Consider the following 17,283-nt stretch of genomic DNA (forward strand, 5'->3'; position numbering starts at 1 on the left):
TGGAACTGCTGCCGCCGGACTTCCGCCGACCGCCCATCAGCCCTTCACCGCGCCGGAGACCAGCCCGCCGGTCATCCGACCCTGCACGATGAGGAAGAAGACCACCGCGGGGATCGCGATGAGCACCGAGGCCGCCATGACCGCACCCCAGTTGGTGGCCTGCGTGGCCTGCACGAACGTGCGCAGCCACAGGGGCAGGGTCATCGCCTCGGGCCGCTGCATGATCACGAGCGCCGTGACGAACTCGTTCCACGCCTGGATGAACGCGAACACACCGGTGGCCACCAGGCCCGGGGCGAGCAGCGGGAACGTGACCCGCCAGAACGCGCCGGCCCGGGAACAGCCGTCGATCATCGCCGCCTCCTCCAGCTCCTTGGGTACACCGTTGACGAATCCGCGCAGCGTCCAGATGGTGAACGGCAGCACTCCCGCCGCGTACACGAGCGTGAGTCCGATGATCGTGTTGAGCAGCTGCCAGCCGTCGATGATCCGGAACATCGAGATGATCATCGCCTCTCCGGGGATCATCTGGACAACCAGGATCAGCACGATGAAGGTGCGACGTCCCTTGAACTGGAACCGGGTCAGGGCGAGCGAGGCCACGAACCCGACGACCAGGACGATCAGCAGGGTCAGGAACGTGACCCCGATCGAGTTCAGCACGGCGGGCGCGAACGGCGCTCGTGGGCTGAAGATCGCGGCCCGGTAGTTGTCCAGCGTGAACACGTCCGGCGTGGGGAAGAACGCGAGGTTCTCACCACGGATGCGGTTGTTCGGCAGGAACGAGGTGCTGACCATCCAGTACACGGGGAAGGCCGAGAGCACGAAGACGAAGACGGCGATCACGCCGAACCCGGTGTCGGCGAGTCGCTTGCGAACCTTGATCACAGCTCTTCCTCCCGCAGCGTGCGCCGCACATAGGGGTAGGCGATGGCCAGCATGACGATCACGAAGATGACGCCGATCGCGCTCGCCAGGCCGTAGTGCCCCTGGGCCATACCCATCTGGTAGATGTAGACGCCGATGGTGCTGGTCAGCTCACGGTCACCGCCGATGTCCTGCAGCACGAAGACCTGCGTGAAGAGCTTCAGGTCCCAGATCATCGACAGCACCACGAGCACCGTGACGATGCTGCGCACGTACGGCAGCTGGATGAGCCGGAAGCGCTGGAACGCGCCGGCGCCGTCGAGCTGCGCGGCCTCGATGACCTCTTCCGGGATCTGCGTCAGGCCCGCGTAGAGCGTGAACGCGACGAACGGCACGGCACCCCACACGACGATGCACGTCACGATCACGAAGAACGACAGCGGGTCGAGCAGCCAGGAGTAGCCGAACCACCGGTCCCCGGTGAACCTGGTGAGCAGGTTGTTGACCACGCCGTACTGCGTGTCGAAGAGCCAGCCCCAGACGGTGGTCGCGGCCAGCGACGGCATGGCCCAGGCCAGCAGCAGGCCGACCGAGACCAGGAGCCGCAGGCCCTTGCCGACCCGCATCATGAGCAGGGCCACGAGCATGCCGAGCACGATCGTGACGACCACCAGGACGACCATGAGCACGAAGCTGCGGGCCAGCACGGTCCAGAAGCCGTCGACGTCGGTCAGGATCGTCGCGTAGTTGTCGAACCCGACCCACTCGGCGGGCTGGCCCATCAGCTGGGCCCGCTCGTACTCCTGGAACGACATCACGACCAGGCGGACGAGGGGGAACCCGGTCAGCACGCCGAGGATGACCATCGCGGCCGACAGCAGGAGCCAGGGCAGGTACGGGGGCCGGCGCTTGCGCCGGATCTCTTGGCGCGGTGGCGCCGGGGCGTCGAGAAGTGTGGAGCTCATGTCCTGTCTTCCTCTGAGGCGGCCGACTGCCGCTCCACTGGAAGAGCAGCCGCGGGCATCAGGCGGGCAGTGGTGTCCCGTCCCGCCCGGGCTCGAGGTGGCGCCGGGCGGGACGGGAAGTCGTGCTGACCGAGGTCAGCTGTTGAGGATCTCCTCGATGTCCGCGTCGAGCTTCTCCGCGATGGTCTTCACGTCCTCGCCGGCGGCGATCCGCGAGAACGCGGTCTGCAGCAGCGTCTTGGACTCGACGTCGGCCCACTTCGGGGACGCCGGCGTGAGCTTCGCGTTGGCGGCGGCCTCGGCGGCGGCCTTGCCGATCGACGTCGACTGGTCGACCTGCTCGAAGAGCGAGGTCTTGGCCGGGAACAGGCCGATGCCGGCGAGGATCGACTGGTACTCGTCGCTGAGCAGGATCTCGTAGGCGCTCATCGCGAGGTCAGGACGCGCGGACTTCTGCGCGATGGCGATGTTCGAGCCGCCGGCGAACACCTGCGCGGCTCCGCCGTCCTTGCCCGGCAGGGCGAGGCCCTCGAGGTCCTTGCCGTACGTCGAGGCGCAGCCCGGGACGCCGTCCGGGTCCTCCGGCTTCTCGGGAGCGTTGATGGACCACTGGATCCAGCTCGGCGCCGAGAGGAAGGCGACCTTGCCCTCGCAGAACGGCACCTGGAGGTCGGTCTCCTGCGCGTCGGACGGGGCGTTGTTGCCCTTGGTCATGATGGTCTGGATCTGCTCCAGGCCCGCGAGGCCGCCCTCGGACGAGAAGCCCGCGTCCCAGGTGCCGTCCTCGGCCTGCTCGGCGATGTAGCCGCCGTTCTCCCAGATGAAGGGCAGGGCGTTGTACCAGTCCTGGCCGGGCCAGTAGACGCCGGACAGGTCGTCCGTCTTCAGGTCGACGGCCGTCTCGACGTACTCGTCGAGCGTGGTCGGCACCGGGGTGTCGCCCAGGACCTGCTTGGAGTAGAAGACGACGCGCGAGCCCGAGTAGTACGGCAGGGCGTAGTGCTTGCCCTCCCAGTCACCGGCCTCGACGAAGCCGGGGAGCAGGTCGGAGCCGCCCAGCGTCTCGAACTCGTCCGCGGTGATCTCGCGGAAGTAGCCCGCCGAGGTGAACGCGGCGGCCTGGGTGTTGCCGATCTCGACCACGTCGGGGGCGTCCGAGCCGGACAGCGCCGTCGTGTACTTGTCGACCAGGCCGTCCCAGGCCTGCTCCTCGACCGTGAGGGTGCTGCCCGGGTTCTCCTCCTCGAAGGTCTTCTTGAGGTAGTCGCGCGCCTCGGGGGGCGTGTCGGTGCCGACGAGCCAGACCCGGACCTCGCCGGGACCGGTCTCCTCGGGGGCCGCGGCCCCGCCGGCGTTACCGCAGGCGCTGAGCGCGAGCGTCAGGGTGATCGCCGACGCCGCAGCGCCGACGAGACGGTTCTTGTTCACGTGTGGGTTCCTCCCGGGATACGACCGTGTGTCGCGGAACAAAGGGAAAGCTCGATGGGATGCCCACCGCCCACGCGTGCGCACTGATGCTCACGAGACCCCCAGCTGGGCGGAAAGCACGAGGACGGCGGCACCCGCCAGCACCACGTCCTCGTCGAGTGCGGCCATCCGCAGCTGCAGGCCGGTGTTGATGGCCGGCATGGTCCGCTGTCGGATGGTGTCCAGCGCAGCCTCGCGCAGGGGGCCGTCGAGCAGGTCGCGCGGACCGCTCAGCAGAACCTCCGTGAGGTTGAGCGCGCTGACGACCGGGGCGAGGGTCACACCCAGCACCCGGCCGGCCGACGCCAGGGCGGCGTCGGAATCTTCTTGGCTCTTGTCCGCGACCGCGCGCCGCAGCGCCGGCACGGACAGGACCGTCTCGAGGCAGCCCACGCGACCGCAGGCGCAGGGCTCGCCGTCGTCCACGACGGTGACGTGGCCGATCTCGCCCGCGGCGTCGCGCTGGCCGTGCACCCGCACGCCGTCGACCACCACGCCCGCGCCGACGCCCGCGCCGACGGTGACCACCAGCATGCTGCCGGTCGCGCCGCCGTAGGTGAACTCGCCGAGCGCCGCCGTGTTGGCGTCGTTCGCCACGTGCACGGGCAGGCCCAGGCGCTCGCCCAGGAGCTCGGCGAGCGGCACGTCGTACCAGCCGCGGTTCGGCGCCTCGACGACGCGCCCGTCCAGGTCGATGATGCCGGGCGAGCCCACGCCGACGCCGATCACGGGGTGGTTCGCCGCCGCGACGAGCCGCCGGACGAAGCGGGTGAGCAGGTCGACCAGCTCGTCCCCCGTGCGCCCGTCGATGTCGAGCTGCCGGCGCACCTGGATCTGGCCGGTGAGGCTGAGCACCGCGCCGCGCATGTGGCCGTGCTCGGTGAGGTCCACCGCGACGATCTGGTAGGCGTCCGTGCGCAGGCCCACCAGGATGGCGGGTTTGCCGACGCGCTGACCGGGGCGCGTGCCGAGCTCCTCGACCAGGCCCTCGGTGATGAGCACCGAGACCAGGTCGGAGATGGTCACGCGGGTGAGCGAGGTGGCTCGTGCGAGGTCGGCCCGGGAGGTGGGCCCCTCGTGGAAGAGGTGCTGCAGCACCAGGGACCTGTTGTGCGCCCTGGCGTGCTCGGGAAGCACCTTGGACGTCGCGCGCAGCCGTGCCCCGAGCCCTCGCCCGGTGCCGCTGCGTTCTGTCGCCGTCGCCATGTTTGTTAGTAGACCTCCTTAACAGAGTCGCTGTCCATTGCCGGGTATGACCCGTAACAAGACTGTTACTTGGGTCACGCTGCTCCTGGCTCGGGACGGACCCTGCTCGACGTGGACTGATTACTTCACGTGCCTGACGAATCCGAGCCTGCACCAAGCGGGCGGGCGGAGCACGGCGTGACCGGAACGTGATCAAGAACCGTGCAAAACAGATGAAAAATCGGGTCACCTGGGCCACAAGTTCACAAAGGGATCACAGTTCTCAGTTGAGGCCGGTTCGGGCGCTGCCTGGCTCCTACGCTCGTCCCATGATTCGCAACCGGTCTGCTCTGGGTGACGCGGGCCCGCCCGCGCGCCGACTCGTCCACGCACTCGTGGCCGCGGTGGCCGGCGGGACCCTCGTCGTCTCCCTCGCGGCATGCTCCGGCGGCGGGGACTCCGGTTCGGAGGCCGGGTCCGACGGCGCCGCGGCGCGCAGCGAGATGGTCGCCCCCGGCGCCGCGGAGGACCAGGCGGCCGACGCCGCCACCGGCGCGATCGGCCTCGCCGAGGCGCACGAGGAGACCGTGGACCGCGAGCTCGTCACCACCGGCAACGCGACGCTCGCGGTCGAGGACCCGTTCGCCGCCGCCGAGCAGATCGCCGGCCTCGTGGAGGAGGCCGGCGGCCGGGTCGAGGCCCGCGACGAGCGCGCCGAGACCGACGACGAGCCGGGCAGCGCGTCGATGACGCTGCGCATCCCCGCCGACCGCGTCTCGGCCACCCTGGACGCCCTCGACAAGCTGGGCGACGTGCGCGACCGGCACGTGGAGACGCTCGACGTCACCGGCACCGCGCAGGACCTGGACGCCCGCATCGAGGCGCTCCGCACGTCGACCGACCGGCTGCGCGAGCTCATGGCCGAGGCCGACCGCACCGCCGACCTGATCGAGATCGAGGCCGAGCTCTCCACGAGGCAGGCCGAGCTGGACTCCCGCGTCTCGGAGCGCAACCGGCTCTCGGACGAGGTCGCGATGTCCACCCTGCAGGTCGAGATCGTCGCGGAGGGGACCCCGGCGGCGCAGGCGAAGCCCGGCGGCTTCGTCGGCGGCCTGACGGCGGGGTGGAGCGCGCTGGTGAGCACGTTCAACGTGGTGGTGCTGATCCTCGGCGCGATCATCCCGTGGCTCGCGCTCGGCGGGGTGGTGCTGCTGGTCGTGGTCGGCGTGCGCAGGCAGCTCGCCAAGGCCCGCTCCGGCGGTCCGACGCCGCCCGCCGTGGAGCCGGAGCCCGTCGAGCCCTGAGTCCTTGGCTCTGGGCCCTTGGCTACGGGCCCCGGCCCTACGTCGGGCCGGGCTCCCCCTGTGCCTCGAACTTTGCCTCCAGCTGCTCGACCACCCGCAGCTGCTGCTCGTTGAACTGCCCGGACGTGTACTCGCCGAACAGGTCCGCGGACCCGCTGAGGTCGATGTGCTCGCCGGCGGCGGCGAGCTCGGCGAGCACCGGCCGGAACGTCCGGACGAACTCGTCCGCCAGGGCGGTGGTCTCCTCCTCGGTGCTGCCCGGACCGAGCCGGGCGAAGCGTTCGGCGATCCCGGTGACGGCCGGGACCATGTCGGGCCTGGTCAGCCGTTCGTAGAAGCGCTCGAGGAACGGCATCGCGTCCTCGCCGACGAGGTGGGCGAGGAGCACCGACTGGTCACGGTCCGCCCGCACGAGCTCCGGCGAGAGACCCGACGTGGCGAACACCGCGAAGAACGGGGCCAGCTCCGGCGGGAGGTCGGGGGCCGCGGAGTGCTCGCGCAGCCGCGCGATCAGCCTGCGCCGGCCGGCGATCCGGTCCATCTGCCCGGCCAGCTCCAGGTCGAGCTCGTCCAGGACCTTCCTCGGGTCTTCCTCGACGGAGCCGTCGGGGCCGGCTTCGTCGTCGAGCAGGCTGGGCATGCGCTCGAGCGGAATCCCGAGGGCCGCCAGCCGTTTGATGCGCAGGACCCGGACGAGGCTCTGCACGCCGTAGTCGCGGTAGCCGTTGGAGCGCCGCTCCGGCTCGTCGAGCAGGCCCACCTGGTGGTAATGGCGCAGCGTCCGGACGGTCACGCCGGCGAGGCGGGCCAGCTCGCCGCTATGCACCGGTGGTCACCATCGCCTCCTGCGTCGTCGGTTCCTCGGACCGCTCCAGATTACGCAGCGACCGTGCGAACAGGCCCACCGCGACGGCGACCAGCCATACCCCGGCCAGCGCCACGGCCGCTGTACCGACGCCGATGTACTCGGTGACCACCGCGGCAGCCATGAGGCCGACCGTCGGCGCCGCGATCATGATCGAGTTCTGGGTGCCCATGACCCGCCCGCGCATCTGCTCGGGGATGCGCTCGATCATGAGCACGCCCATCAGGCTGCCGAACAGGCCGCTGGAGAGCCCGACCACGAAGGCGCCGGCGAGGACGACCCACACCGAGGACAGCGTGGCGATGATGCCGAAGCCGAGCCCCGTCCCCACGAGCCCCGCGAGGAACCAGGTCCGACGGCGTCCACGCGTGCCGGCGGCGGCGTACGACGTAGCGCCGACGAGGAGCCCGGCGGCGAGAGCGGTGAGCACGAACCCGAGCATCCCGGGCCGCTCGACCTGCAGGAACCAGACCGGCAGCACGAGGGCCTGCAACGGCCCCAGCACCATCGCCGAGACGACGGTGAGCGCCGTGGTCGCGACCAGGAACGGGCTGCTGAACAGCACCCGCCAGCCGTCGCGGAGCTGCGCCCAGGCGTTGCCTCCGCTCCCGGCGACGCCGCTCCCCGCAGCGACACCGCTCAAGGTCGAGATGTCCCCGACCCGGTGCGGGACGAGGAGCGTGAGCAGTGCGGCCAGGAGCGACGTCGCCGCGGTGATCCACAGGACGGTGGACCCGTCGAAGAGCACCATCAGCGTTCCGGCCGCCGCCGGCCCGAGGAGCAGCGCGATCGCGCCGAGCCCCTCCCGGATGCCCATGAGGCGTTCGGAGGTGACCCCGCCGTGCCGCACGATCGCCGGCAGCAGGGCCTCACGAGCGGTCATCCCGGGCACGTCGCCGAACGACCCGATGACGCCGAACAGGATGAACCAGCCGAGGTTGAGCCCGGAGACCATATCGACCACGGGCAGTGCCGCGACGGAGGCCGCCGAGACGAGGTCCGTGACCACGGATGACGTCCGGCGGTTGATCCGGTCGATCACCACTCCCATGACCAGGCCGGCGAGCACCGCGGGAATCGCGGTGGCCGCGGCCACCGCACCGGTCCCCAGGGCGCTCCCGGTGGTCTGCAGGACGATCAGCGGGAGCGCCACGCCCGCTATCGAGTTGCCCAGCAGGGAGAGCAGGTAGGACGCCAGGTACGCGACGGGAGTGAGCCTCATGACCCCAGTCAGAACTATGACGTTGCGTCGGGGTCAAGCCCGGCCGGTCCCTGGCCGGCCGCGGCCGCGGGTCAGTCGGTGATCGCGAGCGCGTCGATCTCGACGAGCATCTCCTCGCGGGGCAGCCCCGTGAACACCGTGGTCCGGCTCGGGAGCACGCCGCCCGGGCAGTGCTTGGTCACGAACTCGCCGTAGGCCTCGTTCATGATGGCGAAGTCCTCGCGCTTGGTCAGGTACACGCGCAGCATGACGACGTCGTCGAACGTCGCGCCGGCGGCCTCGACGATCGCCCGGACGTTCTCCAGCGTGCGGGTGGTCTGGGCGGCGACGTCGCCCTCGTGCACGTACTCGTTCGTCGCCGGGTCCATGGGGCCCTGCCCCGAGACCTGCACGAACGGCCCCTTGCGCACGCCCTGGTGGAAGGTGTGCGCGGGCGCCGGGGCGTCCGGGGTCGAGATGGCGGTCTTCGCGGTCATCGTTTCTCCTTGTGGTTCTGTCAGCGGTCGGTCGGGAGGTCTACGGGTGCCGTGCGCGGCGGCGTGGCGCCGACGGCGGCGCCGGTCAGAAGCTCAGCGTGACCTGCTCGGCGACCTCGTCGCCGCGGGTCACCAGGGCCGTGCGGTACTTGTCGAGCGTGGTGCACGGGTGCGAGATGCCGAACCCGACCACGTCGCCGGGCCGGAGCGCGCCGTCCGCCGGGCCCTCCGCCGCGCTGCCCGCCGCGCCGTCCAGGGACAGGTAGGCGTGCTGGTCGTTGAGCGCGGTCACGGCGACGCCGGTCAGCTCGCGGGCCTCCCCCAGCCGGCCGTCGGCGTCGGCCGGACGCACGACGAGCGGCGTCGGCAGGTCGATGTCGAACGAGACGTCGCGCCGGCCCATGCCGCAGATGACCAGCCCGGGCTCCGGCGCGGACAGCACCGAGGCCCAGACCGTGATCGCGGGCCGCAGCGGCTCCGCGCCCAGCCGGGTCCACGGGTCGGTGCGCAGGTAGTGGCCGTGGTCGTGGGTCACGTAGGCGCCGGAGCGCAGCACGACGCGGGTGGACAGCGCCCCGGCGGCGGCGCCGTCGTCCGCGGCGGCCTGGAGCGGCTCGCCCAGACGCCGGGTCACGACGTCGGCGAACGCGCTGCCGCCGGCGCTGAGCACGACGGGGCCGTCGACGAGGCTCGCGATCAGCGCGCCCGCCTCGCGCAGCCCGTCGCACCACTGCCCGACGGCGGCCAGCTCCTCGGTGCTGGTGCCGCCGGCGACCGGGCCCTCGTAGCCGGCGACGCCGACGAGCCGCAGCCCGGCGTCGTCCACCCGGCCGGCGAGCGCCACGGCGTCGGGCACGGTGCGTACCCCGGTACGGCCGGCGGGGACGCCGAGCTCGACGAGCACGCCCAGCCGCGCGGCGACCTCGGGGGCGGCGCCCGCGAAGCCGTCGGCGAGCAGGTCGACGCCGCGGTCGGAGTCGACGTAGACCCAGACCTCGTCGGCGGTGCCGTCGGTCAGGGCGGTCCGGAGCCACGCGATCTCGCGGGGGTCCACGAGCTCGTTCGCGAGGAACGCGCGACGGCCGGCGCCGGGGACGCCCCAGCCGAGGGCCGTCCGGAGCTGGGCGGGGGTCGCGACCGTGGCGCCCCAGGCGCCGGCGGCGACCTGCCGCTCCCAGATCTGGCGGGACATGTGCGTCTTGACGTGCGGCGCGTGTTCCACGCCCGCAGCGGCGAAGGCGCCCGCCACGGTCGCGATGTTGTGGTCCAGAGCCGGCTCGTCGAGCGTCAGCAGGGGCCAGGAGAACCGGGGGTCGTCGATGCGCAGCACGACCCCATCCTGCCGTGCGGTGCGGGCTGCCGACGAACCGGTCCGCATCACCGGGCTCCCGCCACTCCCTTTCGAGGCCCGACTTTTCTTCGCTTTCACGGGAGTGAGAGCGAAGAAAAGTCGGGCCTCGAAGGGGGGTCAGACGACGGCGGGGCGCAGCCCGCGGCCCGGCGTCGCGCCCGTGAGCTCTCCGCCCGCGAGCACGGGCACGCCGCCCACCAGCACGTCCTCGATGCCGACGGCGGGGGTGCGCGGGCGCTCGTACGTGGCCTCGTCCCGGACGGTGCCCGGGTCCACGAGCACGAGGTCGGCGACGGCCCCGGGCGCGAGCTCGCCGCGGCCCGCGAGGCGGAACCGCCGGGCGGCCCGGGCCGACAGGTGCTGGGCCGCGTCCCACCAGGTCCACGAGCCGCGCCGCACGTGCTCGTCGAGGAACCGGGCGAAGGCGCCCCAGCCTCGGGGGTGCGGCTGCCCGCCCCAGTAGATCGAGTCCGAGCCGGCGAGGTGCGCGTCGTGCCCCGCGAGCGTGCGCACCGACTCGGGCGAGTTGGTGGGCGGCTGCGCGAACACGCAGCTCGCGCGCAGCGCCGTGGTCGTCAGGATCTCGACCACGGTGTCGGGGGCCGACCGCCCGAGCCGCGCGGCGACGTCGGGCAGGGTCAGACCCTCGGCCCACTCCAGGCCGGGCACGGACGCGAAGGTGATGCGCGGCCAGAGGTCCGTCAGCCCCGCGAAGTGCTCGGCCAGGCGCCCGGCGAGGGCGGGGTCGCGCAGGGCCGCGACGGTCGCGGCGGCGTCCGCCAGGGGCAGCCAGGTGGGCAGGGAGACCATCGACAGGATGGAGCATCCGCGCAGGTAGGGGTACGAGTCGTAGGTCAGGTCGTGGTCCGCGGCGCGGGCCGCCTCGATCTGCTCCAGCAGCTCCCGGGCGGGGCCGTGCAGGTGCGAGACGTGCGTCGCGACGCCGGACGCGCGCGCGATGCGCAGCAGCTCGGCCAGGCCCTCGACGCCCCGGTCCTCGTACCCGCGCATGTGGCTCACGTGCGGCAGCCCGCGGGCGGCGGCCACCCGGGCGAGCGCGACCAGCTCGCGCTCGTCGGCGTAGGCGGCCGGCACGTACTCCAGCCCGGTCGAGAAGCCGCAGGCGCCGTCGTCCAGGGCCTGTTCGAGGAGGGCGACCAGCTCGGCGATCTCCGCGTCCGTCGCCGGGCGCTGCGCCGCGCCGAGCACCCGGTAGCGCAGCGTGCCGTGCGGCGCGAGGTAGGCGACGTTCACCGGGACCGTGCGGTGGTAGGTCGCCAGGAGGTCGCCCACGGAGCCGCCCGCGAACACCGGGTGGTCCCCGTCGATCGCGGCGAAGTACGTGCTCGCCCAGTCGTAGGTGGCGCGGTCGGACGGCGCGAAGGACACGCCGTCCTGCCCCGCGACGAGGGTGGTGATGCCCTGGCGGAGCAGCGCGAGCTGGACGTCCGGGCGGAAGACGGCGGCCTCGGCGTGGGTGTGCGCGTCCACGAACCCGGGCAGGGCCAGGCGGCCGTGCGCGTCGAGGACGGCGGTGCCGGTCGCGGCCGTGTCCGGTCCGGCGTCGCCCGCCCGCGTGATCGCGGCGACGCGGCCGCGCACCACGTGCAGGTCCACCGGTCCCGACAGGGATCCGTCGGGCTGTGGCAGCCGGGCGCCGCGCACCAGGACCGTGCCGGTCACGTGTCGCTCGCCGGCGTCCGCTCGGGCAGGTTCTCGACGCCGCCGTCCTCCCGCCAGCCGCCGAGCCCGGCCCAGCCGCCGACGGCGGTCTCCGCCGCGAGGTCGCGCGGGTAGCCCTGCACCCCGGGTCGCGTCTGCCAGGGGTGCGGGCCGGCGAGCGGCCGGTACTCCACCCCGTACGCGTCGAGCCGCGGCAGGTGGTGCCGCTCCAGGCGCGCCAGGAACTCCCTGGAGCGCTCGGAGCCCGGCTCCCGGGCCGCCTGCGGCGACCACGCGACCTCCGCGAACGCGGCCAGCCGCGGGTAGGTCGCGTAGTCGACCCGCCGCGCGCTGTCGAGGTGCTCGGTCCACACCTGCGCCTGCGCGCCGAGGAGCCGCCCCCGCCCGTGGGCGGGCTCGACCAGCTCGGGCGGGAGCGGGTCGAAGGCGTAGACGTCCTCGACAGTGCGCAGGAAGCCGACCGGGATGGGCTCTGCCGGGTGGTCGCCCGCGCGGTGGTCGAGGTAGACGACCTGCTCGGGCGCCATCACCACGTCGTGCCCCGCCGCGAGCGCCGCCGCGCCCTGGGCGTACCCGCGCCAGGAGGTGACGACGACGTCGCGCGGCAGCATGGGCGAGACGGCCTCGTCCCAGACGACGGCGCGGCGGCCGGCGTCGGACACGTGCTCGGCGAGCCGGGCGACGAACCAGCCGTGCAGCCGCCCGACGTCGACCGCGCCGCCTGGCCCGAACAGGCCCAGCGCCCGGGCGCGCTCGACGATCTGCGGCGACTCGCGCCAGAGCGTCGGCGGCACCTCGTCGCCGCCGAGGCCGATCCAGGGCGAGTCGAAGACGTCCAGCACCTCGTCCAGCACGTGCCGGAAGAACGCGAGCGAACCCTCGGACGGGTCGAGCACGTCCTGGCTGATGCCCCAGGTGGTGCGCACCCCGCTGCGGTCCTTGCGCGTGCCGAGCTCGGGGTACGCGGCGACTGCGGCCTCGACGTGGCCGGGCACGTCGATCTCGGGCACCACGGTGATCCCGCGGTCGCGGGCGAAGGCGACGATCTCGCGCAGGTCGTCCTGCGTGTAGAAGCCGCCGTGCGGCCGGCCGTCGCGGGAGCCGGTGCGCCAGGTGCCGACGGTGGACTCCCGGCGCCACGCGCCCGTGCGCGTCAGCTCCGGGTAGCGGTCGATCTGCACCCGCCAGCCCTGGTCGTCGGTGAGGTGGAGCTGGAGCACGTTGAGCCGGTGGGCGGCGGCCAGGTCGATGAACCGCAGCACGTCGTGCTTGGGCAGGAAGTGCCGGGCGACGTCGAGCAGCACGCCGCGCCACTCGAACCGGGGGTGGTCCTCGATGCGCACCGCCGGCAGGGCCGGCAGCGTGCCCGCGGTCCGGTAGTCGGCGGGCGCGCGGCGGAACGCCGACGGGCCGGCGAGCTGGCGCAGGGTCTGCGTGGCGGCGTGGGCACCAGCGAGGTCGGCGGCCTCGACCCGCACCGTGGCGGTTCCGTGTGTCGTACCGGTGCCCGACGGCGCCTCGCGCACCTCGATCCGGTAGCCCCCGGCTGACAGGTCGGCCGCGAGCGCGAGGACGACGTCGGCGGGCCCGTCGGTCACCGGCACCAGGTCGATGCCGTACGCCTCCTCGGTGACCCGGCGCCACCAGCGCGCGGCCGGGCGCAGGACGGGGTCGGCCGCGACGCGCGCGCCGTCGGTGAGCAGCACCGAACCACCCAGCGCCTGCGTCGACGCAGGCAGGGGAACAAGGCCAGGACCTCCGGGCTGGTGCACGCCGGACACCCTAGCGCGGCACCCTCACCGGAACGCGGCACGTGGCACGCGGCGTGCGGCACGCGGCGTGCGGCACGCGGCACGCGGCACGCCGCGTCGAACGTAGGGTCTGTCGCCGCATGCGCGTTCATCCGCCGACAGACCCTACGTTCGGCGGCTGGCGTTCGGCGGCTGTCCCTCAGGTGCGGCGGAGGATGGGTTCCAGGGTCTCCAGGACCGTCGGGTCCTCGATCGTCGACGGGACCGTGGGGTGCTCGCCGTCGGCCAGCTGGCGCATGGTGCGCCGGAGGATCTTGCCCGAGCGGGTCTTCGGCAGGCCGGCGACGATCTCGACGTCCTTGAACGCGGCGACGGGGCCGATCTGGTCGCGCACGGCGGCGACGAGCTCGGCCGCGACGCCTGTGGGGTCCACCCCGGCCTTGAGCACCACGAGCCCGCGCGGCACCTGACCCTTGAGCGCGTCGGCGGCCCCGATGACGGCGCACTCGGCCACGGCGGGATGGCCGGCCAGGACCCCCTCGATCGCCCCGGTCGACAGGCGGTGCCCGGCCACGTTGATGACGTCGTCGGTGCGGCCCATCACGTAGACGTAGCCGTCGTCGTCCACGTAGCCGCCGTCGCCCGACAGGTAGTAGCCGTCGAAGGCGGCGAGGTAGGACGACACGTACCTGGCGTCGTCCCGCCACAGCGTCTGCAGCGTGCCGGGCGGCAGCGGCAGGCGCAGGGCGAGGCTGCCCTCCTGGTTCGGCCCCGCGACCGAGCCGTCGGGCAGCAGCACCTGCACGTCGAAGCCCGGTACGGGGACCGACGGCGACCCGGGCCGGGTGGGCATCGGGTCGAGCCCGCGCAGGTTGGCCACCACGGCCCACCCGGTCTCGGTCTGCCACCAGTGGTCGACGACGGGCACGCCCAGGATCCGGCCGGCCCACTCGTAGGTGCCGGGGTCGAGCCGCTCCCCCGCGAGGAACAGGTGCCGCAGGGAGGTGGTGTCGTGGGCGGCCACGAGGATGCCCTCGGGGTCCTCCTTCTTGATGGCGCGGATCGCGGTCGGCGCGGTGAACAGCGCCTCGACCCGGTGGTCGGCGACGACGCGCCAGAACGCGCCGGCGTCGGGCGTGCCGACCGGCTTGCCCTCGTAGAGCACGGTGGTCGCACCCGCGATCAGCGGCCCGTAGACGATGTAGGAGTGCCCGACCACCCAGCCGACGTCGGACGCCGTCCACCACACCTGGCCGGCCTCGATGTCGTAGATGTTCCGCATCGACCAGGCCAGGGCCACGGCGTGCCCGCCGTTGTCGCGCAGGATGCCCTTGGGCTTCCCCGTGGTGCCCGAGGTGTAGAGGATGTAGAGCGGGTCGGTGGCCGCGACCTCCGCGCACGGCGCGGGGTTGGTCCGCCCGGCGTGCATCGCGGTCGCCCAGTCCAGGTCGCGCCCCTCGACGAGCGTCGCCACGGCCTGCGGCCGCTGGAGCACCACGCACGACGCCGGCTCGTGGTCGGCCAGCTCCAGCGCCCGGTCCAGCAGCGGCTTGTACTCCACGACGCGGCTCGGCTCGATGCCGCACGAGGCGGAGACGACGACCCTCGGCTGGGCGTCGTCGATCCGCACGGCGAGCTCGTTCGCCGCGAACCCGCCGAACACCACGGAGTGCACCGCGCCCAGGCGCGCGCAGGCCAGCATCGCGACGACCGCCTCGGGCACCATCGGCATGTAGATCACCACGCGGTCACCCTGCTCGACGCCGAGGTCGCGCAGGGCGCCGGCGAACGCCGCGACGTCCTGCAGCAGGGTGGCGTAGGTGAACGACTCGGTGGTCCCGGTGACCGGGCTGTCGTAGATCAGCGCCGTCTGGTCGCCGCGGCCCGCGATCACGTGCCGGTCGAGCGCGTTGTAGCAGGTGTTGAGCCGGCCGTCGGGGAACCAGCGGTAGAACGGCGGGCTGTCGGCGTCGAGCACCCGGGTGGGCTTGTGGAACCACGAGACGAGAGCCGCCTGCTCGCCCCAGAAGCCCTCGGGGTCGCTGAGGCTGCGCCGGTAGACGTCCGCGTAGTCGGCCATGTGGTGCCCTTCCGCTCCGGCTCACGGACCCCGGTGTCCGCGCCGCTGCCAGTCTGCCACGGAGACGTCCGCACGGTCCGGGACGAAATCCGATCCCGTCGGGACGTTCGGCCCTGGGTGCCCGACGGCCGCCGTGGTGTGGTCGGTGGATGGACCACGTCAGTCCAGGGCACCGGCGGGCCTGGGTCATGGCCACCGCGCTCACCGCGACGGTGGCCGGCGCCGTCACCACGCGCGCCCGGCTGCGGAACTGGGGCGCGACGCCGGAGGAGGTGGCCGGCCCGCTGCCCGGCGACGACTACCTGGCGGCCGACTCCAGCTCCACGCGGGCCATCGCCGTCACCGCCCCGAGCGCGGAGGTGTGGCCGTGGCTGGTCCAGCTCGGCCAGGACCGCGGCGGCTGGTACAGCTACGACTGGCTCGAGGACCTGTTCGGCCTGGACATCCACAGCGCCGACGAGGTGCACCCCGAGTGGCAGCACCTGACCGTGGGCAGCCCCGTCCGGGCGACGCCGCCCGGCGCGCTGGGCGTGCCCGACGGCTACGCGTTCCGCGTGGCGCTCGTCGACCCGCCGCACGCGCTGGTGCTGCGCCAGCGGCCGCCGGAGCACCCGTGGAACGCGACCTGGGCGTTCGTACTGGCCGACGACGGACCGGACCGCTGCCGGCTGCTGGTCCGCAGCCGGTCGACGCGCTCCCCCGGGCTCGCGGGACGCCTGTCCTGGCTGGTCGGCGAGCTGATGGACCCGGTCACGCTGCTGATGACGCGGCGGATGCTGCTCGGCATCCGCGAGCGTGCCGAGCGGGCGCACGCGCGCGGGCTGCCGTCGTCGATGACGCGGCGCCGGGTGTGACGGGCGCCGGGTGTGCGGGGCGGCGAGGGTGCGGGGCGCCGTCGGACAAGACGGTCGGACAAGACAAAGGAGTCCCCGCCTCGACGAGGCGGGGACTCCTGATCCGTGGAGCTGCCGGGAATCGAACCCGGGTCCGGTATCGGTTTTCGAGGACTTCTCCGGGCGCAGTCTGCTATGGATTTTCTCGGCCCCCGCGCTCGCGCAGACACGTTCGCGGACAGGCCCAGCCATCTAAGTGTTCCCGTAGCCCCGATGACGAGAGCTACGAGCAGAGGCTTCCTAGATGACGCCGGCTACTGGGACGGAAGCGTCTCCCAGGCCGACGGAGTTCGGGCTCGCTCAGGCGGCGAGGGCGAACTCGTTGCGCGAGTTATCGGCAACTATTGGTTTACAGGCATCGTTTACGAGATAAGCCTGCATCCTCGGCCCGCTTCTCCTCGAAGCACGACCACCGTCGAAACCGATCAGCCCCTATGGATTTTTCAACAGTCCCGGGCGAGCTACGCCCGTCCGGAACCTCTCCAGCCTAGTTGATCAACGCGCTGTTGGGGAACGTTATTTCCGCAACAGTCGCCCGAGCCTGCAGGCTCGGGCTCTGCTCAACGGCAGCTCAGACTCTGCTTGTTGTCGGCTGAGCCTGCGCTGCGCCTCCGGCTCAGCCGAGCATCTCCTTGTGCCGGATCGCCCGGTGCGCCTCCCGCATGTCCTGCTGCTCGCGCAGCGTCTGGCGCTTGTCGTACTCCTTCTTGCCTCGCGCGAGCGCGATCTCGACCTTGGCGCGGCCGTCCAGGAAGTACAGCGACAGCGGGATCAGGGTGTGCCCCTTCTCCCGGGACTTGGACTCCAGGCGCGCGATCTCCTCGCGGTGCAGCAGCAGCTTGCGCCGACGCCGCGGCGCGTGGTTGTTCCACGTGCCCTGGAAGTAGGCGGGGATGTGCACGTTCTCGAGCCACGCCTCGCCACGGTCGATGTTGGCGTAGCCGTCCGTCAGGGACGCACGGCCCATCCGGAGCGCCTTGACCTCGGTGCCGGACAGCACCAGCCCGGCCTCGAAGACGTCCTCGATCACGTAGTCGTGACGGGCCTTCTTGTTGTTCGCCACGATCTTGCGCGGATCATCGACGTTCTTCTTGGCCATGGTCTCCCTCCGGGTTCTGCGAGCGCGCAGAACCCGCTGCGGGTCGCGCGACGTCCCAGTTTACGCGCCCGGTCC

14 protein-coding genes and 1 other RNA gene are annotated in these 17,283 nt (G+C 72.5%); 2 read left to right on the forward strand and 13 right to left on the reverse strand.

What is annotated here, in order from left to right; translation table 11 throughout:
• Positions 1–36: 36 nt before the first annotated feature.
• The 4 genes from ACFU5G_RS04605 to ACFU5G_RS04620 all read right to left on the reverse strand — a co-directional run bounded on the left by ACFU5G_RS04605 (position 37) and on the right by ACFU5G_RS04620 (position 4,505).
• Positions 37–888 carry a carbohydrate ABC transporter permease gene (locus ACFU5G_RS04605; protein WP_377241238.1) on the reverse strand — a complete coding sequence of 284 codons (852 nt, stop codon included), beginning with the start codon at positions 886–888 and terminating at the stop codon, positions 37–39.
• Positions 885–1,832: a carbohydrate ABC transporter permease gene (locus ACFU5G_RS04610; RefSeq protein WP_377241240.1), complete on the reverse strand. Its 948-nt coding sequence runs from the start codon at positions 1,830–1,832 to the stop codon at positions 885–887. The genes ACFU5G_RS04605 and ACFU5G_RS04610 overlap by 4 nt, the downstream gene beginning before the upstream one ends.
• A 135-nt stretch (positions 1,833–1,967) precedes the next feature.
• Positions 1,968–3,260 carry an extracellular solute-binding protein gene (locus ACFU5G_RS04615; RefSeq protein WP_377241242.1) on the reverse strand — a complete coding sequence of 431 codons (1,293 nt, stop codon included), beginning with the start codon at positions 3,258–3,260 and terminating at the stop codon, positions 1,968–1,970.
• 90 nt (positions 3,261–3,350) lie between these two features.
• The gene (locus tag ACFU5G_RS04620) at positions 3,351–4,505 is read right to left on the reverse strand and encodes an ROK family transcriptional regulator (protein WP_051432856.1); all 1,155 of its coding nucleotides are present in this window, start codon (positions 4,503–4,505) and stop codon (positions 3,351–3,353) included.
• A 308-nt stretch (positions 4,506–4,813) separates the two neighbouring features.
• Here ACFU5G_RS04620 and ACFU5G_RS04625 point away from each other — a divergent pair, with 308 nt between their 5' ends.
• Positions 4,814–5,788 (forward strand): DUF4349 domain-containing protein, encoded by a 975-nt coding sequence (locus ACFU5G_RS04625; protein WP_377241244.1) that lies wholly within the window; start codon positions 4,814–4,816, stop codon positions 5,786–5,788.
• A 37-nt stretch (positions 5,789–5,825) separates the two neighbouring features.
• Here the strand turns inward: ACFU5G_RS04625 and ACFU5G_RS04630 are convergent, their stop codons facing one another.
• From ACFU5G_RS04630 to ACFU5G_RS04660, 7 genes are all read right to left on the reverse strand, one after another.
• Positions 5,826–6,614 (reverse strand): MerR family transcriptional regulator, encoded by a 789-nt coding sequence (locus ACFU5G_RS04630; protein WP_377241246.1) that lies wholly within the window; start codon positions 6,612–6,614, stop codon positions 5,826–5,828.
• On the reverse strand, positions 6,607–7,875 hold the full coding sequence (locus ACFU5G_RS04635; RefSeq protein ID WP_377241248.1) for an MFS transporter: 1,269 nt from the start codon (positions 7,873–7,875) through the stop codon (positions 6,607–6,609). Before ACFU5G_RS04635 ends, ACFU5G_RS04630 begins: the two co-directional genes overlap by 8 nt.
• 71 nt (positions 7,876–7,946) lie before the next feature.
• The gene (locus tag ACFU5G_RS04640) at positions 7,947–8,351 is read right to left on the reverse strand and encodes a RidA family protein (protein WP_377241250.1); all 405 of its coding nucleotides are present in this window, start codon (positions 8,349–8,351) and stop codon (positions 7,947–7,949) included.
• An 85-nt stretch (positions 8,352–8,436) separates the two neighbouring features.
• A complete protein-coding gene (locus ACFU5G_RS04645; protein ID WP_377241252.1) occupies positions 8,437–9,681 on the reverse strand; it encodes an alanine racemase in 1,245 nt (414 codons plus the stop codon).
• A gap of 138 nt (positions 9,682–9,819) precedes the next feature.
• Positions 9,820–11,385 (reverse strand): amidohydrolase family protein, encoded by a 1,566-nt coding sequence (locus ACFU5G_RS04650; protein ID WP_377241254.1) that lies wholly within the window; start codon positions 11,383–11,385, stop codon positions 9,820–9,822.
• Positions 11,382–13,157 carry a beta-N-acetylhexosaminidase gene (locus ACFU5G_RS04655; RefSeq protein WP_377241256.1) on the reverse strand — a complete coding sequence of 592 codons (1,776 nt, stop codon included), beginning with the start codon at positions 13,155–13,157 and terminating at the stop codon, positions 11,382–11,384. Before ACFU5G_RS04655 ends, ACFU5G_RS04650 begins: the two co-directional genes overlap by 4 nt.
• A 178-nt stretch (positions 13,158–13,335) precedes the next feature.
• Positions 13,336–15,216, reverse strand: a complete 1,881-nt coding sequence (locus ACFU5G_RS04660; protein ID WP_377241258.1) for a propionyl-CoA synthetase — start codon at positions 15,214–15,216, stop codon at positions 13,336–13,338.
• A 149-nt stretch (positions 15,217–15,365) separates the two neighbouring features.
• Between ACFU5G_RS04660 and ACFU5G_RS04665 the strand changes: the two genes are divergently transcribed.
• Positions 15,366–16,070 carry an SRPBCC family protein gene (locus ACFU5G_RS04665; RefSeq protein ID WP_377241260.1) on the forward strand — a complete coding sequence of 235 codons (705 nt, stop codon included), beginning with the start codon at positions 15,366–15,368 and terminating at the stop codon, positions 16,068–16,070.
• Between the two features lie 103 nt (positions 16,071–16,173).
• Here ACFU5G_RS04665 and ssrA read toward each other — a convergent pair.
• Both ssrA and smpB read right to left on the reverse strand, forming a co-directional pair.
• Positions 16,174–16,542: a transfer-messenger RNA gene (gene ssrA, locus ACFU5G_RS04670) on the reverse strand.
• A gap of 183 nt (positions 16,543–16,725) precedes the next feature.
• A complete protein-coding gene (smpB, locus tag ACFU5G_RS04675; protein WP_377241262.1) occupies positions 16,726–17,208 on the reverse strand; it encodes an SsrA-binding protein SmpB in 483 nt (160 codons plus the stop codon).
• Positions 17,209–17,283 lie beyond the last annotated feature (75 nt).

The organism is Promicromonospora sp. NPDC057488 (genome assembly GCF_042802395.1).
In the GTDB taxonomy this organism is placed as follows: Bacteria; Actinomycetota; Actinomycetes; order Actinomycetales; family Cellulomonadaceae; genus Promicromonospora.

Coding starts and splice junctions, on each gene's coding strand:
- ACFU5G_RS04635 (WP_377241248.1), bottom strand. CDS start 7,875: ATGAGGCTCACTCCCGTCGCGTACCTGGCGTCCTACCTGCTCTCCCTG.
- ACFU5G_RS04625 (WP_377241244.1), top strand. CDS start 4,814: ATGATTCGCAACCGGTCTGCTCTGGGTGACGCGGGCCCGCCCGCGCGC.
- ACFU5G_RS04620 (WP_051432856.1), bottom strand. CDS start 4,505: ATGGCGACGGCGACAGAACGCAGCGGCACCGGGCGAGGGCTCGGGGCA.
- ACFU5G_RS04610 (WP_377241240.1), bottom strand. CDS start 1,832: ATGAGCTCCACACTTCTCGACGCCCCGGCGCCACCGCGCCAAGAGATC.
- ACFU5G_RS04640 (WP_377241250.1), bottom strand. CDS start 8,351: ATGACCGCGAAGACCGCCATCTCGACCCCGGACGCCCCGGCGCCCGCG.
- ACFU5G_RS04665 (WP_377241260.1), top strand. CDS start 15,366: ATGGACCACGTCAGTCCAGGGCACCGGCGGGCCTGGGTCATGGCCACC.
- ACFU5G_RS04660 (WP_377241258.1), bottom strand. CDS start 15,216: ATGGCCGACTACGCGGACGTCTACCGGCGCAGCCTCAGCGACCCCGAG.
- smpB (WP_377241262.1), bottom strand. CDS start 17,208: ATGGCCAAGAAGAACGTCGATGATCCGCGCAAGATCGTGGCGAACAAC.